15 protein-coding genes are annotated in these 16,962 nt (G+C 70.9%); 13 read left to right on the top strand and 2 right to left on the bottom strand.

Features of this window, described 5'->3' with window-relative positions:
- Nucleotides 1-30 precede the first annotated feature (30 nt).
- A complete protein-coding gene (gene ppsR, locus MOX02_RS00370) occupies nucleotides 31-1,482 on the bottom strand; it encodes a transcriptional regulator PpsR (RefSeq protein ID WP_174804861.1) in 1,452 nt (483 codons plus the stop codon).
- A gap of 35 nt (nucleotides 1,483-1,517) precedes the next feature.
- On the bottom strand, nucleotides 1,518-2,414 hold the full coding sequence (locus MOX02_RS00365; RefSeq protein ID WP_147023716.1) for a cobalamin B12-binding domain-containing protein: 897 nt from the start codon (nucleotides 2,412-2,414) through the stop codon (nucleotides 1,518-1,520).
- 285 nt (nucleotides 2,415-2,699) lie between these two features.
- On the opposite strand from MOX02_RS00365, the gene bchF reads away from it, so the two are divergent.
- The 13 genes from bchF to puhE are packed head-to-tail and all read left to right on the top strand — an operon-like array spanning nucleotide 2,700 to nucleotide 16,924.
- On the top strand, nucleotides 2,700-3,206 hold the full coding sequence (gene bchF / locus MOX02_RS00360; RefSeq protein ID WP_174804860.1) for a 2-vinyl bacteriochlorophyllide hydratase: 507 nt from the start codon (nucleotides 2,700-2,702) through the stop codon (nucleotides 3,204-3,206).
- Nucleotides 3,203-4,489 carry a ferredoxin:protochlorophyllide reductase (ATP-dependent) subunit N gene (locus tag MOX02_RS00355; protein ID WP_147023714.1) on the top strand — a complete coding sequence of 429 codons (1,287 nt, stop codon included), beginning with the start codon at nucleotides 3,203-3,205 and terminating at the stop codon, nucleotides 4,487-4,489. The genes bchF and MOX02_RS00355 overlap by 4 nt, the downstream gene beginning before the upstream one ends.
- 2 nt (nucleotides 4,490-4,491) lie before the next feature.
- Nucleotides 4,492-6,045, top strand: coding sequence for a ferredoxin:protochlorophyllide reductase (ATP-dependent) subunit B (gene bchB / locus MOX02_RS00350; protein WP_147023713.1), 1,554 nt, complete (start codon nucleotides 4,492-4,494; stop codon nucleotides 6,043-6,045).
- Nucleotides 6,020-9,730, top strand: a complete 3,711-nt coding sequence (locus MOX02_RS00345; RefSeq protein ID WP_147023712.1) for a magnesium chelatase subunit H — start codon at nucleotides 6,020-6,022, stop codon at nucleotides 9,728-9,730. The genes bchB and MOX02_RS00345 overlap by 26 nt, the downstream gene beginning before the upstream one ends.
- Nucleotides 9,731-9,743: 13 nt before the next feature.
- The gene (gene bchL / locus MOX02_RS00340) at nucleotides 9,744-10,640 is read left to right on the top strand and encodes a ferredoxin:protochlorophyllide reductase (ATP-dependent) iron-sulfur ATP-binding protein (RefSeq protein ID WP_147023711.1); all 897 of its coding nucleotides are present in this window, start codon (nucleotides 9,744-9,746) and stop codon (nucleotides 10,638-10,640) included.
- A gap of 11 nt (nucleotides 10,641-10,651) precedes the next feature.
- Nucleotides 10,652-11,359, top strand: a complete 708-nt coding sequence (gene bchM / locus MOX02_RS00335; RefSeq protein WP_147023710.1) for a magnesium protoporphyrin IX methyltransferase — start codon at nucleotides 10,652-10,654, stop codon at nucleotides 11,357-11,359.
- Complete coding sequence (locus MOX02_RS00330) at nucleotides 11,356-12,792, top strand: BCD family MFS transporter (protein WP_147023709.1); 1,437 nt, start codon at nucleotides 11,356-11,358, stop codon at nucleotides 12,790-12,792. Before bchM ends, MOX02_RS00330 begins: the two co-directional genes overlap by 4 nt.
- Nucleotides 12,793-12,809: 17 nt before the next feature.
- Complete coding sequence (gene puhA, locus MOX02_RS00325) at nucleotides 12,810-13,583, top strand: photosynthetic reaction center subunit H (RefSeq protein ID WP_147023708.1); 774 nt, start codon at nucleotides 12,810-12,812, stop codon at nucleotides 13,581-13,583.
- On the top strand, nucleotides 13,580-14,233 hold the full coding sequence (puhB, locus tag MOX02_RS00320) for a photosynthetic complex putative assembly protein PuhB (protein ID WP_238179026.1): 654 nt from the start codon (nucleotides 13,580-13,582) through the stop codon (nucleotides 14,231-14,233). The genes puhA and puhB overlap by 4 nt, the downstream gene beginning before the upstream one ends.
- Before the next feature lie 10 nt (nucleotides 14,234-14,243).
- Nucleotides 14,244-14,699, top strand: coding sequence for a photosynthetic complex assembly protein PuhC (puhC, locus tag MOX02_RS00315; protein WP_147023707.1), 456 nt, complete (start codon nucleotides 14,244-14,246; stop codon nucleotides 14,697-14,699).
- Nucleotides 14,696-15,001: an O2-dependent cyclase accessory protein gene (locus MOX02_RS00310; RefSeq protein WP_147023706.1), complete on the top strand. Its 306-nt coding sequence runs from the start codon at nucleotides 14,696-14,698 to the stop codon at nucleotides 14,999-15,001. Before puhC ends, MOX02_RS00310 begins: the two co-directional genes overlap by 4 nt.
- Entirely contained in the window at nucleotides 14,998-16,089 is a 1,092-nt protein-coding gene (gene acsF, locus MOX02_RS00305; protein WP_147023705.1) for a magnesium-protoporphyrin IX monomethyl ester (oxidative) cyclase, read from the top strand. The genes MOX02_RS00310 and acsF overlap by 4 nt, the downstream gene beginning before the upstream one ends.
- 10 nt (nucleotides 16,090-16,099) lie before the next feature.
- Nucleotides 16,100-16,924 (top strand): putative photosynthetic complex assembly protein PuhE, encoded by an 825-nt coding sequence (puhE, locus tag MOX02_RS00300; protein WP_147023704.1) that lies wholly within the window; start codon nucleotides 16,100-16,102, stop codon nucleotides 16,922-16,924.
- Nucleotides 16,925-16,962 lie beyond the last annotated feature (38 nt).

The raw sequence follows: 16,962 nt of genomic DNA, 5'->3' as shown, positions 1-16,962 counted from the left end.
TCACACGATCTTGACACACGCGCTCGCGCCTCAAGCGTCCGGCTCCGAACCGTCGAGGGCGTCCAAGTCACCGATGCCGTAGCGACGCAACTTAGCGTAAAGTCCCTGGCGGCTGAGGCCGAGCATCTCGGCGGCCGATGCGCGGTTGTCGCGCGTGATTCGCAAGGCCGCCTCGATGCACAGGCGCTCGATCATGTCGGTCGTCTCGCGCACGAGGTTCTTCATCGAGATCCGGCCGACGAGCTCGGTCATCTGCTCGACAGAGCGCGGCAGCTCGTGCCCGCCAGCGATCGTGGAGAAGGTGCGCCGCGGCACGCCCCGAATGCTGAAGCCGAAGCAGGGCTGCTCGCCGCCGGGTACTGATACGGCCGCGACCTCGACATCCTCCACCGAGCCGAGCTGCCCGCGCACGCCGGTGATGAAGTGTCGGACCGAGCCATGCTCGGCGAGCGTCGCGAAGAGGGCGGCGGCCTCCGTCTCCTCGCGGCCCAACCAGCGGTCAAGCGGCTCGCCGCGAACCTGCTCCTCCGTGGCCAGCTGCGCGAGATCGAGGAAGGCGTTGTTCGCTGCCACGATTCGCCGGGACAGGTCGGTGACCACGAAGCCCTCGGGCAGGCCGGCGATCACTTCGAGGACGGAGTTCCCGGCCCGATGCGCGATCGTCGCGCCCTCGTCGGGCAGGCTGAGTCGGAGAAGCGCGCTCGCCGCGTTCTCCTGACGGAACAGGGAGGCGGCGACCCGGGTCGTCCCGCGCCCGTTGGCGAGGCGGACGTTGATCTCGTCGGCCTGACCGGTGATGCGCAGGCCCGCGAACAGCGATTCGAGGCTGCGCGTGGCGCTCGTGTCGAACAGATCGACCACGTCCTGGCCCAGGATGCGCCGCTCCGGCCGGCCGATGAGCCGTCCCGCGGCCGGGTTCGCCTCGCTGACACGGCGAGTGCTCGCGTCCACCACCAGCACGGGCTCGCTCGCGAGCTGGAACAGCATGCGGTAGCGCGTCTCGGCTCCGCGCAGGCGCAGGTAATCGCGCTCCAGGGCCTGCTGCGTCTCGGCCAGCCGCCGCTGCAGCGCGGCCGTCGCCTGCAAATTGCGACCGATGGCGAGGATCGGCCCGTCGGCCGACAGCCGCATCGAGGCGTAGCGCACGGGCAGGTCGATGCCGCGGCTGGAGGGATGATTCACCTGGCGCCAGCGCGTCACGGCGTCCGGCGCGGCGTCCCGCAGGAGGGCGTTGATCTTCGGCCGGCTCTCGACGGTGACCGTGTCGATCCAGGGACGGCCGACCCAGCTCTCGCAGCCCTCGGCCACGAGATCGGGTTCCCCGAAGGACGCCTCCCGGATGATGCCCTGCGCGTCGATGACGAGGGACAGATCCATCGCGGCCGCAACGAGGAGGCCCGCAGCGCCACCACCGAGGGCGCCGAGGGTTTCGGGAAGGGCCGCGACGGATGCGTGCGCGGCATTGCTCGCCAGACTGGTCAATGATCACCAGGTTGTGATGTCGTTGAACGGGCCTTTCAGCAGGCTCTGGCCTGCAGATCAAGCAAGCTTTCAGCGACGAGCACGGCGGAGCGGGCATCCGCCGCCGTGGCGTCGGCATCGACGAGGCTTACCAAGCCAGGATTGTCCACAAAGATCGCCCCACCCACCAGGATCCGCACATTCGCATTGTGGGATCGCCGGCGAACCTCACGCACGGCTTCCGTCAGATTGGGCAGGTGAACCTCGCAGTGCAGGGAGAGGCCGACCACGTCGAACCACTCGGCGCCGGCCCGCTCCAGAGGGCTGACCGCGGAGTCGAGCGCCGTCCCGACCACATCCCAACCGGCATCGCGGAAGAACCGTTCCAGGATCGAGAGCCCGAAGATATGCGTCTCGCCCGGACAGGGGCTGAGCAGAATGCTGCGCCCGCGAAGGGGGTCGAAGCTCTCGTCCCCGAAACGCAGCGACAGATCGTGCATGATTCGCTGCAGGCGGCCCATGGCGATGGTGAGGTCCGCGAAGTCGCAGACGTCCTCCTCCCAGAGAACCCCGAGATGCCGTGCCGTGGGCGCCAGCAGGTCGAGGAGCAGGCTCTCGAGGCTGAGCCCGTCGGCGATGAGAGACGCGATCTTCGCTTCGACCTCCTCACCGGGTGGCGCGAGGATGAGGTCGGAGAACGCGGCGATCTCGTCGGCGTTCGGCTTGCGGCCTGCGCTGGTGCAGGAGCGGCCGCTCGTCAGGCGGGGCGCGTGCGCGAGCATGAGGCGGGGAATGATCTCGGCCTCGACGACCCGGGCAAGATGACCGTTCGCGCGTTGCAACGGCTCGCGACGTTGTGCCTGGGCCAGCCCCTCGACTTCGCAAGCCGCGGCTATCTCCCGTGCGAGACGCCCTTGAGCGATCCGTCCGCCGAAACGCCTGACGTCATCCATTGGTCCCTCCCAATGTCGCTGACGGCTTCTCGCGTCTGTCGATGTTTTGGCGTGGAGACCGGCGGTTTTGATTCTGCCGTGCCCCTGCCGCCCTCGTGGCGTGGCGACTTGAGGTGTGACGATACGCTTATCCTCTGGCTTGGCAATCGACTTGATAGAGGGTTGTACGAAGATTGTCATCCGGTGTTGACGTAAAGCGGAGTTGACACTGGTCCGGCCTGTTCCTAGGCTCCCTTCGAGCTGGCCCATCGAGAGGCCGGCCTCGGGCAGGAATGGGGCGTTAGCATGGGTCCGATGGGCCAGCCGACACGACCGCCGCTCTACACGCCGGCCGAGCGCGCCCGCCGCGACGCCACGCCCTGGACGCTGGTGCAGGGTGTGCTCGCCCCCCTCCAGTTCCTCGTGTTCCTCGTCAGCCTCGTCCTCGTGCTGCGCACGCTGACGACGGGCGAGGGGGAGGCGGCGGCCAACCTCTCCGTGGTGGCCAAGACCCTCGTCCTCTACGCGATCATGGTGACCGGCTCGATCTGGGAGAAGGCCGTGTTCGGCCGCTACCTCTTCGCGCCGGCCTTCTACTGGGAGGACGTGGTCAGCATGCTGGTGCTGGCCCTCCACACCGCCTACCTCGCGGCCCTCACCGTCGGCCTGCTCGGGACGGAAGGGCTGATGTGGCTCGCGCTCGCGGCCTACGCGGCCTACGCCGTCAACGCGACGCAGTTCGTCCTGAAGCTCCGGGCGGCGCGGCGGCAATCGGCCCCGCGGCTCCGGCTCGCGGCGGGAGCGGCCCGGTGAACGCGCACGCGCCGCTCCCCCCCGCGCCGGCCGAGGGCTGCGGCGTCTCGGTGCGCCAGGAGCGCGGCCAGCGGGCCGTCTTCTGCGGGCTCACCGGCATCGTCTGGCTGCATCGCAAGATCCAGGACGCCTTCTTCCTCGTCGTCGGCTCGCGCACCTGCGCGCACCTGATCCAGTCGGCCGCGGGCGTGATGATCTTCGCCGAGCCGCGCTTCGCCACGGCCATCATCGACGAGCGGGATCTCGCCGGGCTCGCCGACATGAACGAGGAACTCGACCGGGTGGTGTCCCGGCTGATCGAGCGACGGCCGGACATCCGGCTGCTCTTCCTCGTCGGCTCCTGCCCGTCCGAGGTGATCAAGCTCGACCTCAGCCGGGCGGCCTCGCGCCTCACGCGCAGGCTCGGCCCCGGTGTCCGGGTGCTGAACTACTCCGGCAGCGGCATCGAGACGACTTTCACGCAGGGCGAGGATGCCTGCCTCGCCGCCCTCGTGCCCGAGATGCCGCGGGAGGCGCCGAACGCGCCGCCCGCGCTCCTCCTCGTCGGCGCCCTCGCCGACGTGGTCGAGGACCAGTTCCTGCGCCTGTTCGCCGATCTCGGCGTCGGCCCGGTCCACGTCCTGCCGGCGCGGCGCGCCGACGCGCTGCCGCCGGTCGGCCCGAACACGACCTATCTGCTGGCGCAGCCCTTCCTGGCTGACACGGCGCGCGCCCTCGAATCACGGGGCGCGACGCGGCTTGCCGCGCCCTTCCCCCTCGGCGTGGAGGGCACCACCGGCTGGCTCAAGGCCGCCGCCGACGCGTTCCTCGTGCCGCAGGCCCGATTCTCCGCCGTCACCGCCCCCGGCATCGCCCGCGCCGAGCAGGCGCTCGCCCCGCACCGGGCGCGTCTCGCGGGCAAGCGGGTGTTCTTCTTCCCCGATTCACAGCTCGAGGTGCCGCTCGCCCGCTTCCTCGCCCGCGAGATGGGCATGGCGATCGCGGAGGTCGGAACGCCCTATCTGCACCGGGCCCATCTCGCAGACGAGCTCGCCCTGTTGCCGGCCGCAACCCGCGTCGTCGAGGGCCAGAGCCTCGACGCGCAGATGGACCGGGCCCGCGCGGCGCGGCCGGACCTCACGGTCTGCGGCCTCGGTCTCGCGAACCCCTTCGAGGCGGAGGGGCTCGCGACGAAATGGTCGATCGAGCTGCTGTTCACGCCGATCCAGGGCTACGACCAGGCCGGCGACCTCGCCGAGCTGTTCGCCCGCCCCCTCCTGCGCCGCGCCCGGCTGGAGGTGTAGCGATGCAGCTCACGCTCTGGACCTACGAGGGACCGCCTCACATCGGCGCCATGCGGGTCGCCACCGCGATGCGGGGCCTGCACTACGTGCTGCACGCGCCGCAGGGCGACACCTACGCCGACCTGCTCTTCACGATGATCGAGCGGCGGGACGCGCGCCCGCCCGTCACCTACACCACCTTCCAGGCCCGCGACCTCGGCGCCGATACGGCCGAGATCTTCAAGACCGCCTGCGCCGAAGCCTACGACCGCTTCCGGCCGGAGGCGATGATCGTCGGCGCTTCCTGCACGGCGGAGTTGATCCAGGACGATCCGGGCGGCCTCGCCCGGGCGCTCGGCCTGCCGATCCCGGTGATCCCGCTCGAATTGCCGGCCTACCAGAAGAAGGAGAACTGGGGCGCCTCGGAGACCTTCTACCGTCTGGTGCGGGCGCTGTCTGGACCGGCGCCCGCAGCAGGTGCCCCGCGCCGCGGCGCCGAGGGCCGGCGCCCCCTTTGTAACATCCTCGGCCCCACCGCCCTCGGCTTCCGCCACCGGGACGATGTGACCGAGATCACCGGGCTCCTGGGACGGCTCGGCATCGGCGTGAACGTGGTGGCGCCGCTCGGCGCATCGCCCGCCGATCTGGCGCGCCTCGGTGCGGCCGACTTCAACGTCGTGCTGTACCCCGAGATCGCCCGCGCGGCCGCACAGCACCTCCAAAGGACCTTCGGCCAGCCCATGGTCGAGACGGTACCGATCGGCTTCTCCGCGACCACGCGCTTCGTCGAGGAAGTGGCGGCGTTGGCTTGCGTCGATCCGGCGCCGGTTCTCGACGAGCACGGCTCGCGACTGCCCTGGTACACTCGCTCGGTCGACTCGACCTACCTGACGGGCAAGCGCGTCTTCATCTTCGGCGATGCGACCCACGCTCTCGCGGCCGCGCGCGTGGCGCGCTCTGAGCTCGGCTTCGCGGTGGTGGGGCTCGGCACCTATACGCGGGAATTCGCCCGGGAGGTGCGCACCGAGGCGGCGCTCCACGGCGTTGAGGCGCTGATCACCGACGATTATCTCGACGTCGAGGCGGCGATCCAGGCAGCCAATCCCGAGCTCGTCCTCGGCACGCAGATGGAGCGGCACGTTGCCAAGCGCCTCGGCCTGCCCTGCGCGGTGATCTCGGCGCCCGTCCACGTCCAGGATTTCCCGGCCCGCACCTCCCCGCAGATGGGCTTCGAGGGCGCGAACGTCCTGTTCGACACGCTCGTCCACCCCCTCATGATGGGCCTTGAGGAGCACCTGCTCGGGATGTTCCACGAGGATCGCGAGTTCCACGACGGCGCCGCGCCCTCGCATCTCGGTCCCCGCGCGCGGGTGCCGGAGCCCGTCAACACCGTCACCGTCGCCGCCCCTGCCGCCGGGATCTCCTGGGCGGCGGAGGCCGAGAAGGAGCTGAGAAAGATCCCGTTCTTCGTGCGCGGCAAGGCGCGCGCGAACACCGAGCGCTTCGCCCGCGAGCGCGACCTCGCGCTCATCACCATCGAGACCCTGTACGATGCCAAAGCGCATTTCGGCCGTTGAGCGGCCCGACATCCGCGTCGTCATCGTGACGCTCGACAATCACCTGGCGAGCGCCGTGGAGCGCGCGCGCCTGACCCTCGCGGCGGAGATGCCGGGCCTCGCCCTCGGCTTCCACGCCGCCGCGGACTGGGAGGCCGATCCGGCCGCGGTCGAGGCCTGCCGCGCCGACATCGCGCGGGCCGATATCGTCCTGAGCGCGATGCTGTTCATGGACGAGCACGTCCGCGCCATCCTGCCGGCCCTGCTCGCGCGTCGCCCCCATTGCGACGCCATGGTCGGCTGCCTCTCGACCACTGAGATCGTGCGCACGACCCGGCTCAACCGCTTCAACATGGACGGGTCGCAGCGCAGCGCCCTCGATTTTCTGAAGCGGCTGCGCGCGAAGGGACCGGCCCAGGGCAATGCCGGTCGCCAGATGGCACTGATCCGCAACCTCCCGAAGATACTCCGCTTCATCCCGGGCTCGGCGCAGGACGTGCGGGCCTACTTCCTCACGCTCCAGTACTGGTTGTCGGGCTCGGACGAGAACGTGGCGAGCCTCGTGCGCTTCCTCGTCGGCCGCTACGCAGCGGGCGAGCGGACGGCCTGGCGGGAGATCGCGGCGGCGCCCGCGCCGCTCAGCTATCCCGAGACCGGCCTGTATCACCCCCGTATGCCGGGCCGCGTCGGCGAGGATCCAGCTGCGCTGCCGCGTCCGCGCGGGCCGGTGGTCGGCCGGGTCGGCCTCCTGCTGATGCGATCCTACGTGCTTGCGGGCAACACCGCGCATTACGACAGCGTGATCGCGAGCCTCGAGGCGCGGGGACTCGCGGTGGTTCCGGCCTTCGCGAGCGGCCTCGACAACCGCCCGGCGGTGGAGACCTTCTTCCGCCGGAGCGGTCGCCCGAGCATCGACGCCCTCGTCTCGCTGACGGGCTTCTCCCTCGTCGGCGGCCCGGCCTACAACGACGCGGCCGCGGCGGAAGCGATGCTGCGGGCGCTCGACGTGCCCTACCTCGCGGCCCACGCCCTCGAATTCCAGACCGTGGAGCAGTGGGCCGAATCCGACCGGGGCCTCTCGCCCGTCGAGGCCACGATGATGGTGGCGATCCCGGAACTCGACGGGGCGACAGCGCCGACCGTATTCGGCGGACGCTCCCTGCGCTCGATGGCGCAGAACAGCCGCGACATGAGCGCGGATCCGGCGCAGGTCGAGCGCCTGACCGACCGGGTCGCGCGGCTCGTGGCCCTGCGCAAGCGGCCCGTGGGCGAGCGCCGCATCGCCGTCGTGCTGTTCAACTTCCCGCCGAATGCGGGCTCCACCGGGACCGCCGCCTTCCTGTCGGTCTACGCCTCGCTCCACAATGTGCTGCGGGGAATGGCCGCCGAGGGCTACGCCGTCGAGGTCCCCGCGACCGTCGAGGAGTTGCGCGAGCGCATCCTCGGGGGCAACGCCCGGCACCTCGGCACCGTAGCGAACGTCCACGCGCGCCTGCCCGTCGACGACCATGTCCGGCGCGAGCCCCACCTCGCCGAGATCGAGGCGCAGTGGGGCCCGGCGCCGGGACGCCAGAACAGCGACGGCGCGAGCCTCCTCGTCCTCGGCGCGGCATTCGGCAACGTGTTCGTCGGGGTTCAGCCCGCCTTCGGCTACGAGGGCGACCCGATGCGGCTGCTCTTCGAGAAGGGCTTCGCGCCGACGCACGCCTTCTCGGCCTTCTACCGCTACCTGCGCGAGGATTTCGCGGCCGACGCCGTCCTGCATTTCGGCACGCACGGGGCGCTCGAATTCATGCCGGGCAAGCAGACCGGCCTCTCGTCGGCCTGCTGGCCGGAACGGCTGATCGGGGCGATGCCGAACGTCTATCTCTACGCGGCCAACAATCCCTCGGAGGGCACGCTCGCCAAGCGGCGCTCGGCCGCAACCCTCGTGAGCTATCTCACGCCGAGCCTCGCCCAGGCCGGTCTCTACCGTGGGCTGATCGACCTGAAGGGCTCGATCGAGCGCTGGCGCGGCCTCGAGCCCGAGGCGGAGGCCGAGCGCCGCGATCTCGCCGGCCTGATCCGGACCCAGGCCGCCGCCCTCGACCTCCTCGGCGACGACCCGGCCTGGGCCGGCGACGCGGCGGAGCAGGTCGCCGCGCTCGGCCGGGCGGTGAGCGAACTGGAGCACACTCTGATTCCCCACGGGCTGCACGTCGTCGGCGCGGGCACGCCGCCGGAGGAGCGGGCGGACCTGCTCGCCGCCCTTGCCGAGGCGTCCCATCGGCTCGCCCCCCCGCGCGCCGCGATCGAGGCGCTGGTGGCGGGCGCCGGCATCGAGGCCGCCCTCGAGGCCGGGAACCTGCCCGCCGACGAGGCCCACCGGGCCGCCTTCGGAGAGCTCGAGAAGGCGGACCGCCTGCTCGCGCAGGACCACGAGGTCCCGGCCCTGTTGCGGGCGCTCGACGGCCGCTTCATCCCGCCCGTGCCCGGCGGCGACCTTCTGCGCAATCCCGCCATCCTGCCCACCGGGCGCAACCTGCACGGCTTCGATCCCTACCGCCTGCCCTCCGCCTTCGCGGTTGCGGACGGGGCGCGCCAGGTCGGGCGCATCCTCGCCCGCTACGCGCAGGAGGGCCGGACGCTCCCCGAGAGCGTGGCCATCGTCCTGTGGGGCACCGACAACCTCAAGAGCGAGGGCGGCCCGATCGCGCAGGCGCTCGCGCTGCTCGGGGCGGAGCCGCGCTTCGACGGCTACGGCCGGCTCTGCGGCGCCAGCCTCATCCCCCTCGACGTCCTCGGGCGCCCGCGCATCGACGTGGTGGCGACGCTCTCGGGCATCTTCAGGGACCTCCTGCCGCTGCAGACGAAGCTCCTGGCCGAAGCCGCCTATCTGGCAGCCACCGCCGACGAGCCGGCCGAGCGGAACTTCGTGCGCAAGCACGCTCTCGCCATCCAGGCCGAGCACGGGATCGATTTGGAGACGGCGGCGTTGCGGGTCTTCTCGAACGCGGAAGGGGCCTACGGCGCCAACGTCAACCACCTCGTCGAGACCGGCCGCTGGGACGACGAGGCGGAGCTGTGCGAGACCTTCGCCCGCCGCAAGTCCTTCGCCTACGGCCGCACGGGCAGGCCGGCGCCGCAGCGCGCGCTGATGCAGAGCGTGCTCGCCTCCGTCGACCTCGCCTACCAGAACCTCGATTCGGTCGAGGTCGGCGTCACCTCTGTCGATCACTACTTCGACGGCCTCGGCGGCGTGGGCCGGGCGGTGGCGCGCGCCAAGGGCGCGAGCGTGCCGATCTACATCAGCGACCAGACCCGGGGGGAGGGGCGCGTGCGCTCGCTCTCCGAGCAGGTGGCGCTCGAGACCCGCACCCGCATGCTCAACCCGAAATGGGTCGAGGGCATGCTCGGCCACGGCTACGAGGGCGTGCGCCAGATCGAGGCGCACCTCACCAACACGGTCGGATGGTCGGCGACGACCAACGAGGTCGCGCCCTGGATCTACGAGCGCATCACTGAGACCTACGTGCTCGATCCCGCCATGCGCGAGCGCATGGCGGCGCTCAATCCCACCGCCTCCGCCAAGGTCGCGCATCGCCTCATCGAGGCGCACGAGCGTGGCTTCTGGTCCCCCGACGCGGCGACGCGCGAAGCGCTCGTCCGTGCCGAGGAGGAATTGGAGGACCGCCTCGAAGGCATCACCGCGGGAGTCGCCGCATGACCGGAGCCACCGCATGAACATCGCCATCCGCAACCCCGTCGCGGCGCGGCAGCAGCCCGAGGGCAGCGTCCAGGTCGAACTCGACCCGACCGTGAAGATCGGCACCGCCAGGGTCTTCGCGATCTACGGCAAGGGCGGGATCGGCAAGTCGACGACGTCCTCGAACCTGTCGGTCGCCTTCTCGAAGCTGGGTAAGCGCGTCCTGCAGATCGGCTGCGACCCGAAGCACGACTCGACCTTCACCCTGACGAAGCGCCTCGCGCCGACCGTGATCGATGCGCTCGAAGCGGTGCAGTTCCACTCGGAGGAGCTGCGCGTCGAGGACTTCGTGGCCGAGGGCTACAACGGCGTGATGTGCGTCGAGGCCGGCGGCCCGCCCGCCGGCACCGGCTGCGGCGGCTACGTGGTCGGCCAGACGGTGAAGCTCCTCAAGGAGCACCATCTCCTGGAGGATACCGACGTCGTCATCTTCGACGTGCTGGGCGACGTGGTCTGCGGCGGCTTCGCCTCGCCGCTCCAGCACGCCGATCAGGCGCTCATCGTCACGGCGAACGACTTCGACTCGATCTTCGCCATGAACCGGATCGTCGCGGCGATCCATGCCAAGGCCAAGAACTACAACGTGCGCCTCGGTGGCGTGATCGCCAACCGCTCGGCCAAGACCGACGAGATCGACCGCTTCAACGCCGCGGTCGGGCTGGAACGTGTGGCCCACTTCCCCGATCTCGACGTCGTGCGCCGCTCGCGCCTCAAGAAGTCGACGCTCTTCGAGATGGAGCCCACGCCCGAGCTGGAGGCTGTCCAGAACGAGTACCTGCGCCTCGCTGCCTATCTCTGGGCGGGAGGCAGGCCCCTCGACGCGATTCCGATGAAGGACCGCGACCTGTTCGAATTCCTCGGGTTCGATTGAGGGCCGGCGCAATGACGAGCCCCACCTACGCCGCCCGTCGCGGCCAGCTCGAGACCTACTTCGACCGCACCGCCGCGGATGCCTGGGCGCGGCTGACCTCGGACGCGCCGGTGAGCCGCATCCGCGCGACCGTCCGGGCCGGCCGGGACGCCATGCGGGGCACGCTGCTCTCATGGCTGCCGGAGGATCTGTCCGGCGCCCGCATCCTCGATGCGGGCTGCGGCACGGGCGCTCTCGCGGTGGAGGCGGCCCGCCGCGGGGCCGAGGTCGTCGCCATCGACGTCTCGCCGACGCTCATCGGGCTCGCGCGGGAGCGCATCGGCCCGGTGGCCGGGCGGGGCAGCGTGGCGTTCCGGGTCGGCGACATGCTCGACCCCGATCTCGGCCGCTTCGACCACATCGTCGCCATGGATTCGCTGATCCACTACGCCGGCCCCGACATCGCCCGGGCCTTGGCCGCGCTCGGCTCCCGGACGTCGGGCTCCATCGTCTTCACGGTGGCGCCGCGCACTGCCCTCCTCACTCTGATGCACGCGGCCGGCAAGCTCTTCCCGAAGGCCGACCGGGCACCCGCCATCGTGCCGATCACGACGCGCGGCCTCGCGCGGCGGATCGCCCGCGAGCCGGACCTCGCTCCGTTCCGGCTCGCGCGCACCCACCGCATCAACAGCGGCTTCTACCTGTCGAATGCGATCGAGCTGAAGCGGGGGCGCCCATGACCGGCGCCCGCATCACCCGGGCGCTCATGCGCCTGACGCCCGCGATCCTGCCCTTCGCGGACGCGGCGACCGCCGAGCTTCCCCTCGGCCGGCTGATGCGGCTCGCCCTGTTCCAGGTCACGGTCGGCATGGCGGCCGTGCTCCTCATCGGCACGCTCAACCGCGTGATGATCGTGGAGCTCGCGGTGCCCGCCTGGATCGTGGCGCTGATGCTCTCGCTGCCGCTGATCTTCGCGCCGTTGCGGGCGCTCGTCGGCTTCCGCTCGGACAGGCACCGCTCGGTGCTCGGCTGGCGGCGCGTCCCCTTCATCTGGTTCGGCACGCTGCTGCAGTTCGGCGGCCTCGCGATCATGCCCTTCGCGCTGCTGCTGCTGTCCGGCGACACGACGGGGCCGGTCTGGGCCGGGCAGCTCGCCGCCGCGCTCGCCTTCGTCCTCGTCGGCGCGGGCCTCCACACGGTCCAGACGGTCGGCCTCGCGCTCGCCACCGATCTCGCCCCGGCGCGGGCCCGGCCGAAGGTGGTCGCGCTGCTCTGCGTGATGCTCCTCGTCGGCATGATGGTGAGCGCGCTCGCCTTCGGCCTGCTGCTCGCCGATTTCTCGGCCGTGCGCCTCATCCAGGTGATCCAGGGCGCGGCCCTCGTCACCATCATCCTGAACGGCGTCGCACTCTGGAAGCAGGAACCGCGCGATCCGGAGCGCACCCGCCGCGATGCGGCCCGGCCGAACTTCTCCCAGAGCTGGGCGCTCTACGCCGGCAACGGGCTCGCTCGGCGCCGGCTGGTGGCGACGGGGCTCGGCACCGCCGCCTTCTCGATGCAGGACATCCTGCTCGAACCCTACGGCGGGCAGATCCTGCACCTCTCGGTGGCGGCGACGACGGCGCTCACCGCCATGCTGGCGGCAGGCGGCGGTCTCGGCCTACTCATCGCCGCGCGCTGGCTCAACCGCGGCGGCGACCCGTTCCGTGTGGCCGCGGCCGGGGCGGTCGTGGGCATCATGGCCTTCTCGGCCGTGGTGTTCGCGGCGCCGCTCGCCTCGCCGCAGCTCTTCGCCACCGGCGTGACGCTGATCGGCCTCGGCGGCGGCCTCTTCGCGCACGGAACGCTCACCGCCTCTATGGCCAAGGCCGGCCCCGAGGATACGGGCCTCGCACTCGGCGCCTGGGGCGCCGTGCAGGCGAGCGCGGCGGGGCTCGCCATCGCGGCGAGCGGGATCGTGCGCGACGTCGGCTCCGAACTCGCCACCTCGGGCGCGCTGGGCGAGGCCCTGAGCGACGCCTCGATCGGATACCTCATCGTCTACCACATCGAGATCGCGCTGCTCTTCGCGACCCTCGTCGCCATCGGCCCCCTCGTGCGCGAGGGCCGCCGCACGTCACCGAAGTCCGAGCGCGGTCTCGCTCCGTCCGCCCTCGTCCAACCGTCCAGCTGAGCGTCGGGAGGTTCGCCATGCCAAGAGGTGAGATCACGGGCTACGTCGACGTGGCTCAGGTGGTGCTCTACGCGTTCTGGATCTTCTTCGCCGGCCTCGTCTTCTGGCTGCGCCGAGAGGACCGTCGGGAGGGCTACCCGCTGGAGGCCGAGGTCACCGGCAGGCTCAAGAGCCCCGACCCGATCCTGATCCCGACGCCGAAGCTGTTCCAGCTCTCCGACGGCAAGGTGAAGACCGCGCCGCAGACGGACACGAAGCCAGACCGCAACTTCGTCGGGCACAAGCGCGAGCCCTGGCCCGGCGCCCCGCTGGAGCCCGGCGGCAACCCGATGGAGGACCATATCGGCCCCGGCTCCTGGGTGCACCGCGACGACGCGCACGACCATACCTTCGACGGCCAGTACCGCATCGTGCCGCTCCGGGTGGCGACCCACTTCACGGTCCACGAGGACGGCCCGAACCCGATCGGCATGACCGTGTTCGGCGCCGACCGGCAGGTGGCCGGCACCGTCACCGACCTCTGGATCGACCGCGGCGAGAGCATGGTCCGCTACTACGAGGTCGAGCTCGGCGCGGGCGGGCGGCGGGTGCTAATGCCCCACACCTTCTGCCGGACCGGCCGCTTCTCGCGCACCGTGAAGACCGAGGCGCTGCTGGCGAGCCAGTTCGCCGGCATCCCGGGCACCAAGGATCCGGATTCCGTGACCCTCCTCGAGGAAGAGAAGATCATGGCCTATTTCGGCGCCGGCACGCTCTACGCGACGCCCGACCGCGCGGAGGCACTGCTGTGAGCGCCCGCGATCCGGCCATCCCCGACGGACTGCCCGGGCCGCTGCCGCAGGGCGAGCGCGTCCTCTGGCAGGGAAGGCCCACGGCCGTCGGCATGATGCTGCGGGTGCTGCACCTGCGCCTCGTCGCGCTGTGGTTCGCGGGCCTCACCCTCTGGCAGGCGCTGCCGAATGCCGGTCCCGGCGAGGCCCTTCGCGCCGCCGGCCCGACTCTCATCGCCTGCGGGCTCGCGCTCGCGCTGGTCGCTCTGCTCGGCTGGCTCGCGGCCCGAACCACGGTCTACACCATCACCAGCCGCCGCATCGTGATGCGGGTCGGCATGGCCCTGCCGGTGACGCTGAACCTGCCCTTCGCGATGATTGCGGATGCAGGCCTGCACACCTTCGCCGACGGGAGCGGCGATCTGCCGGTGCGCCTGCGGCCCGGCACCCGCATCGCCTATCTCAACCTCTGGCCCCACGCCCGCCCGTGGCGGCTCAGCGAGCCGCAGCCGATGTTGCGCTCGGTGCCCGAGGCGCGGGTGGTGGCCCGGCTCCTCGCCCAGGCCATCGAGGCGGCGCGGGCGAACGAGGAGAGCGCGACGCCGATCCTCGCCGAGCGGCCGCAGGCAGGTCTGCAGGGCCGCCCGCCGCGGCTCGCCGTGGCCGGCTGAGGAGGTGCCCATGTCCGATGCCGAGCACATCCCCGTCGCGGCCCCGGCCCTCATCGGTGCCGGCGCCCTGGTCGGCTTCACGATGCTGGCGGTCTTCGTCGGCCGCACCGGCGGCGTCGGCATCACCCAGAAGCCCGAGGCGAACCCGGTCGCGAGCCTCGCGCTCACGGTCGAGGACCGCAGCGACGGGGCGATCACCCTGCACGAGGCGGGCAGCGACCGGCTCGTCGCCACCGTCCAGCCGGGCGAGGACGGGTTCCTGCGCGCGACGCTGCGCGGCTTCGGGCAGGCGCGGCTGCGGGCGGGCCACGGGCGCGAAGAGCCCTTCCGCCTCACCCGCTACGACGACGGCAGCCTGACCCTCTCCGACGCGGCGACGGGCCGGCGCGTCAACCTCGAAGCTTTCGGGCCGACCAACGCCGCGGCCTTCGCGAGGCTTCTGACAGACGGGAGCACGATCCGATGATCATCGACTGGCTCAACGGGAGGCGCACGGTCGAGGTGCCGTGCACCATCGAGATCGAGCAGACGCCCGAGACCCTGCACGCCCATGTCAGCCTGCACGCGCCCTTCGACATCGAGCCCGGCGACGAGGTGCAGGTGCACGATGCGCCGACTTCGGTGCCCTACGGCGAGCGCCTCGTGGTCGAGCGCACCGCCACGGTGACCCGCGCGGGCCGCGTCGAGCGCCTCTGGACCAAGCTCGCCGGTCACCTCGAACTGACCGAGCTCTACGAAGTCAGCTTCACCGAGAGGAGGAGACTGTGAACGCGCCCATCAAGCATCCGCTCTCGCAGAACCCCGTTCCCAAGGTCCCGGTCAACGAATCGACCAAGGCGGCCCAGGAGACGACCTTTCTCAGCCCGCGCTTCTACACGACGGATTTCGACGAGCTCGACCGCACGAACGTCGAGCCCGTGCGCGCCGAGTGGACCGTCCTGATCGACGAGCTGCGCGCCGACCCGAACAAGCGGCACTTCGTGCGCAACGAGGAGTTCGACATCGACCTCTCGGGCCTCGATCCGGAGCTGCGCAAGGAGTTCCTCGACTTCCTCGTCTCGTCGATCACCGCCGAGTTCTCGGGCTGCGTGCTCTACGCGGAGATGCGCAAGCGCGCCAAGAACCCCGACATCAAGGAGCTGTTCGGCTTCATGAGCCGTGACGAGGCACGCCACGCCGGCTTCATCAACGACGTGCTCAAGGATTTCGGGATCGGGGTCGATCTCGGCTTCCTGACGAAGACCAAGAAGTACACCTTCTTCCGTCCGAAGTTCATCTTCTACGCGACCTACCTCTCCGAGAAGATCGGCTACGCGCGCTACATCACGATCTTCCGGGAACTCGAGAAGAACCCGGATCGCCGCTTCCACCCGATCTTCAAGTGGTTCGAGAAGTGGTGCAACGACGAGTTCCGCCACGGGGAGGCCTTCGCCCTCCTGATGCGGGCCAACCCGAAGCTGACGACCGGCGTCAACCGCTACTGGATCAAGTTCTTCCTGCTCGCGGTTTTCGCGACGATGTACGTGCGCGACCATTGCCGGCCGGCCTTCCACAAGGCCCTCGGGGTCGACCCGACGGACTACGACTTCAAGGTCTTCCGCATCACCTCGGAAATCTCGCGCCAGACCTTCCCGCTGACCCTCGATCTCGACAACCCGCGCTTCAAGGCGCTCCTCGACGAGTTGCTCGACTGCTCCGAGCGGATCGCCGAGGCGAAGGCGCGGGGCGGGCTCGCGGGGCGTGCGAGCCACGCGCTGCAGGCGGCGCGCGCGGCGCTGGCCTTCGGCCGGCTGATGCTGCTGCCGGCCCGCGACAACCCGATGCCGGCGGAGATCCGCCTGCAGCCGGTCTGGTAGCGGGGCGCCGATGTCGCCCTACGCCGTGCCGGCCCTCTACGCGGTGGCGGTCTGGTGGTTCTCCACCGGGCTGATCATCCTGCTCGACCATCTGCCGCGTCATACTTTCCGCTGGAGCATGGCGGGGGCGAGCCTCGTGCTCGCCGCCGCGCTCCTCGCGATCGGGGCGAGCGCGGGGGACGCGAGCGAGGCGGGGGCCTTCACGGCGTTCACGGCGGCGCTCCTGGTCTGGGGCTGGCAGGAGATCAGCTACTACATGGGCTTCGTCTCGGGGCCGGCCCCGCGCGCCTGCCCGCCGGGCACGCGAGGGTTCGACCGGTTCCGGGCGGCCGCCGCCGCGAGCCTCTGGCACGAGGCCGCGATCGTGGCGGGCGGTCTCGCGATCCTCGCTCTGACCTGGGACGCGCCGAACCGCTTCGCCCTCTGGACCTACCTGATCCTGTGGGGGATGAACCTCTCGGCGCGCCTCAACATGTTCCTCGGCGTGCGCAACCTGAACGCCGAGTTCCTGCCCGACCATCTCAGCTATCTCGGCTGCTACCTCCGCAAGCGGCCGATGAACCCGCTGTTCCCGATCTCGGTGAGCCTCGCCACCGTGATCGCAGCTCTCCTCGGGCGGGCCGCGCTCGCCGAGGAGGCCGCGGCCTTCGAGGTGGTGGGCTTCACCATCCTCACCACCCTGACGGCGCTCGCCACCCTGGAGCACTGGTTCCTGATGCTGCCGCTGCCCGCGGCCGCACTCTGGAGCTGGAGCCTGCCGGCGCGGGGCAAGGGCGCCGCCATCGCCGTCACGACATCCGAGCCGGCCGAGATCGGCCACCGAGACGCCGCCTGAGCCCGCGGGCCAGAGAACCTGCAGAAGAACCCGCGACA

This window comes from Methylobacterium oxalidis, assembly GCF_007992195.1.
Classification (GTDB): domain Bacteria; phylum Pseudomonadota; class Alphaproteobacteria; order Rhizobiales; family Beijerinckiaceae; genus Methylobacterium; species Methylobacterium oxalidis.
Note: the sequence above shows the minus strand (reverse complement) of the source record. Positions and strands in the feature narration are given on the sequence as shown.

Bases quoted from the DNA above. Each gene is read 5' to 3' on its own strand.
- MOX02_RS00365 (WP_147023716.1), bottom strand. From the start codon at position 2,414: ATGGATGACGTCAGGCGTTTCGGCGGACGGATCGCTCAAGGGCGTCTC.
- bchF (WP_174804860.1), top strand. From the start codon at position 2,700: ATGGGTCCGATGGGCCAGCCGACACGACCGCCGCTCTACACGCCGGCC.
- bchB (WP_147023713.1), top strand. From the start codon at position 4,492: ATGCAGCTCACGCTCTGGACCTACGAGGGACCGCCTCACATCGGCGCC.
- MOX02_RS00345 (WP_147023712.1), top strand. From the start codon at position 6,020: ATGCCAAAGCGCATTTCGGCCGTTGAGCGGCCCGACATCCGCGTCGTC.
- bchL (WP_147023711.1), top strand. From the start codon at position 9,744: ATGAACATCGCCATCCGCAACCCCGTCGCGGCGCGGCAGCAGCCCGAG.
- bchM (WP_147023710.1), top strand. From the start codon at position 10,652: ATGACGAGCCCCACCTACGCCGCCCGTCGCGGCCAGCTCGAGACCTAC.
- MOX02_RS00330 (WP_147023709.1), top strand. From the start codon at position 11,356: ATGACCGGCGCCCGCATCACCCGGGCGCTCATGCGCCTGACGCCCGCG.
- puhA (WP_147023708.1), top strand. From the start codon at position 12,810: ATGCCAAGAGGTGAGATCACGGGCTACGTCGACGTGGCTCAGGTGGTG.
- puhC (WP_147023707.1), top strand. From the start codon at position 14,244: ATGTCCGATGCCGAGCACATCCCCGTCGCGGCCCCGGCCCTCATCGGT.
- MOX02_RS00310 (WP_147023706.1), top strand. From the start codon at position 14,696: ATGATCATCGACTGGCTCAACGGGAGGCGCACGGTCGAGGTGCCGTGC.
- puhE (WP_147023704.1), top strand. From the start codon at position 16,100: ATGTCGCCCTACGCCGTGCCGGCCCTCTACGCGGTGGCGGTCTGGTGG.